Below are 3,677 nucleotides of genomic sequence, written 5' to 3'. Positions count from 1 at the left end.
GCCAGGCTTTGCTTAGTAAGCCTTGCCCGTCTTGTAGAGGTTTTCGAAGCAGAAGTTGGTGGCGTCGATATAGCCTTCCGCACCGCCGCAATCGAAGCGCTTGCCCTTGAATTTGTAGGCGATCACGCAACCCGTCTGGGCCTGCTTCATCAAGGCGTCGGTGATCTGGATTTCACCGCCTTTGCCCGGCTCGGTCTGCTCGATCAGCTCGAAAATATCCGGGGTCAGGATATAGCGACCGATAATCGCCAGGTTCGACGGCGCATCTTCCGGCTTGGGCTTCTCGACCATGCTGTTCACCCGGTAGATGTCATCACGGATCATCTCCCCGGAGATCACCCCGTACTTGTGGGTCTCTTCCGGCGGCACTTCCTGAATCGCCACGATAGAGCAGCGGAACTGGTTGTACAGTTTGACCATCTGGGTCAGCACGCCGTCGCCTTCCAGGTTCAGGCACAGGTCATCGGCCAGGACCACGGCGAAAGGCTCATCGCCAATCAACGGGCGACCGCAGAGAATCGCGTGGCCCAGGCCCTTCATCTCGACCTGGCGGGTATAGGAGAAGCTGCACTCATTGATCAGGCGACGAATGCCGACCAGGTACTTTTCCTTGTCGGTATCGCGGATCTGGTGTTCGAGTTCGTAGCTGATGTCAAAATGGTCTTCCAAGGCCCGCTTGCCGCGGCCCGTCACCATGGCGATTTCCGTCAGCCCGGCTTGCAGCGCCTCTTCGACGCCGTACTGGATCAACGGCTTGTTCACAATCGGCAGCATTTCTTTGGGCATCGCCTTGGTTGCAGGCAAAAAACGGGTGCCGTAACCGGCTGCGGGGAACAAGCATTTCTTGATCATGGGGAGCCTTAGAAGTGGGACAAAAATGCCGGCGCAGTCTATCAGGCTGCGCGGACCTTACAATGCCCCAACGCCGGCCGACCTATACCTCGATAGAGATAACCCAGCTCAGCCAACTGCTTGGCATCATAGATATTGCGACCATCGAACAACACCGGCATACGCATCAACGCGCGCACACGCTGAAAATCCGGCTGGCGGAACTGCTTCCACTCAGTGATCAGCACCAGGGCATCCGCCCCCTCGACCACTGCGTAGGGCGACTCACTCAAGCGCAATTGGCCACTGTCGAGCGCCTGCGGATAGCGCTCAGCCACCGCGCCAATGGCAACCGGATCGCAGGCCTGGACGCTCACACCCGCCGCCAGCAAGGCGTCGAGCAGCACCAGACTGGGAGCTTCCCGCAAATCATCGGTGCCTGGCTTGAAGGCCAATCCCCAGAGGGCCACGACGCGCCCCTGCAAATAACCCGAAAAGTGCTCACGCAATGCCTGAAACAACAGGGTTTTCTGCAGCGCATTGCGGGCTTCAACTGCGCGCAGGATGCCGGGTTCAATGCCTTCCTGCTCGGCGGTGCGAATCAAGGCGCGCACATCTTTGGGGAAGCACGAACCGCCATAGCCGCAGCCGGCATAGATAAAGTGCGTGCCTATGCGTTTATCGCTGCCGATACCGCGGCGAACTTCCTCAATATCGACATCCAGGCGAGCGCACAGCCCGGCCATTTCGTTGATAAAGGAAATCTTGGTGGCGAGAAAGGCATTGGCGGCGTACTTGCTGAACTCCGCCGCCCGCAGACTCATGCACAGCAGACGTTCATGATTGCGCAGAAACGGCGCATACAAACGGCGTAATACCTCGGCACTGGCCGGATCATCACAGCCAATGATGACCCGGTCCGGACGCATAAAGTCGTCGATGGCCGAGCCTTCCTTGAGAAATTCCGGGTTGCTGGCCACCGTGACCTTGCACTGCTTGGCGCGCCGTAGCAGGCCGGCGTTGATCCGCTGCGCAACTCGCTCGCCCGTGCCCACCGGCACCGTGGATTTATCGACCACTATGCAGGCACGCTGCAAGCTAGCGCCCAGGTCATCGGCAACCGCCAGTACATGGGACAGGTCCGCCGAGCCATCCTCCCCGCTCGGCGTACCTACTGCGATAAAGACGATTTCTGCCAGGGCAATGCCTGCTGCCAGCTGCTCGGTAAAGCGCAACTGTCCACTGGCCAGATGAGCCTTGAGCAGCGGCTCCAGGCCTGGCTCATAAATAGGGGCCTCTCCACGCGCCAAGCGGGCTACACGCGCTGCATCGCGCTCGACGCAGATCACGCTGTTACCCATTTCGGCAAAGCACGCGGCCGACACCAGCCCCACATAACCCGCTCCGATCACGCAAATTCGCATCGCCGCCCCTCCAGATGAGTTGCAGCGATTGCAGCTAAAGCAAGTGGCAGGCGTATGACGCTGACGCGACAGGACAGTGACAGGTGTTTCAAAAACGCGCGATTTAAAGTATCTGCCGCTTCCGTCAGTCGGCGCGAGGGGCTGAGCAAGCTTTCAGCCAGCGCTAAGAGCTATACCTTGCGGCAAAAGCAGTAAACGAACTTTTGTTCATTGCCACCAGGCGTGTAGTGCGACTCTTTTTCATGTCCAAGCAGGACAAATGGCTCACCAAACTCTGCGTGAAGCTCCTGTGCGTCGTAACGCATTACAGGCAAGCCACTGCATTTGCTGGGCCCATCCTCGGCGAAGGTCGCCACGATAACGAGGCCGCCAGGCTTGACCGCCCGCAGCACGGCCCGAACATAGGCATGGCGTTCTTCTGCGCTGGTCAGGAAGTGAAATACCGCCCTGTCGTGCCACACGTCATAGGCGTTCGATCCCAGCTCCGCTTCGATGATATTGGCTTCTAGCCACTGCACATCCGCTGCCCGAGCGCCGAGCCTGTGCTTTGCCGCAGCCAGCGCTGCACCGGAAAGATCGAGAACCGTGACGTTTCCATATCCGTTGGCCAAGAGATCATCAACCAGCGTCGATGCCCCGCCACCCACATCAATGATCGACGCCGTTAGCGGTACACCGGCATCCCGAATCAGTTTCAGAGACAGCGCCGCATGCTCCTGGAACCAACTGACTTCATCGACGGCTTTGCTGGAGTAAACCTGTTCCCAATGTTCTTTCGGCTGCATACGAATCTATCCTTCATTCCTTGTGGGCTTTGTGTCACCCCAAACGTCGCCGTTGGTTTCCAGATGACCGCTCTAACGATGAGCAAGCAGGTCTTATAGCCAGCGGCGCACTTCCGCCTGGTAGGCCTTGAATTCGCTGCCGAGGAGCGTTGTCAGGGCACGTTCCTCGGGGCTGATCTGGAAGCGATTCATATACAGGGAAAACCCCAGAAGCCCTAGCAGTGCAAACGGCGAACCATGCGCCCCCCCTAAACGTATCCCCAAAAACTCGGTTGTACAGGATCATTTAAAACATACAGGCACAAAAAAACCGGCTACGGAGGCCGGTTTTAGTGGGTTTCAGGTTCACTAGGGAACATCTGAAATCATGTCAATGGTGCCCCACGCCGGAACACTGTGGACGAAGCTGAGCAGATCATCGGCCACCTGTATGCGAACGATCACTGGCCGACCAGAATCTATGCGGCCTACTTTGAATTTGCGTTCTATACCGGGATGCGACCAGCGGAGATCATGGCCCTGGACTGGATGAGGTCGATACCAAGGGCCGCCAGACGCACGTTTGCCGCGTGGTAGCCGATCGCGCCATCCATGAACGCACCAAGACCAAGCGCTCCCGCCACGTGCTCCTGAATGA

At 58.2% G+C, this 3,677-nt stretch carries 3 protein-coding genes and 1 pseudogene; all 4 read right to left on the bottom strand.

Translation table 11 applies throughout. The annotated features are described in order from the left end of the window. Nucleotides 1–12: 12 nt before the first annotated feature. Nucleotides 13–852 carry a UTP--glucose-1-phosphate uridylyltransferase GalU gene (galU, locus tag Q8Q83_RS01200; protein ID WP_305620412.1) on the bottom strand — a complete coding sequence of 280 codons (840 nt, stop codon included), beginning with the start codon at nucleotides 850–852 and terminating at the stop codon, nucleotides 13–15. A 41-nt stretch (nucleotides 853–893) separates the two neighbouring features. Then, a complete protein-coding gene (locus Q8Q83_RS01195) occupies nucleotides 894–2,255 on the bottom strand; it encodes a UDP-glucose/GDP-mannose dehydrogenase family protein (RefSeq protein WP_305620410.1) in 1,362 nt (453 codons plus the stop codon). 170 nt (nucleotides 2,256–2,425) lie between these two features. Next, complete coding sequence (locus tag Q8Q83_RS01190) at nucleotides 2,426–3,040, bottom strand: class I SAM-dependent methyltransferase (protein WP_305620408.1); 615 nt, start codon at nucleotides 3,038–3,040, stop codon at nucleotides 2,426–2,428. 93 nt (nucleotides 3,041–3,133) lie between these two features. Then, a pseudogene (locus Q8Q83_RS01185) lies at nucleotides 3,134–3,274 on the bottom strand (isoprenylcysteine carboxylmethyltransferase family protein); the annotation flags it as partial. Nucleotides 3,275–3,677: the final 403 nt, after the last annotated feature.

The sequence above is a fragment of the Pseudomonas sp. genome, from assembly GCF_030696055.1.
In the GTDB taxonomy this organism is placed as follows: Bacteria; Pseudomonadota; Gammaproteobacteria; order Pseudomonadales; family Pseudomonadaceae; genus Aquipseudomonas.
The sequence above is the reverse complement of the archived record's forward strand: the minus strand, read 5'-3'. Positions and strand labels throughout refer to the sequence as shown.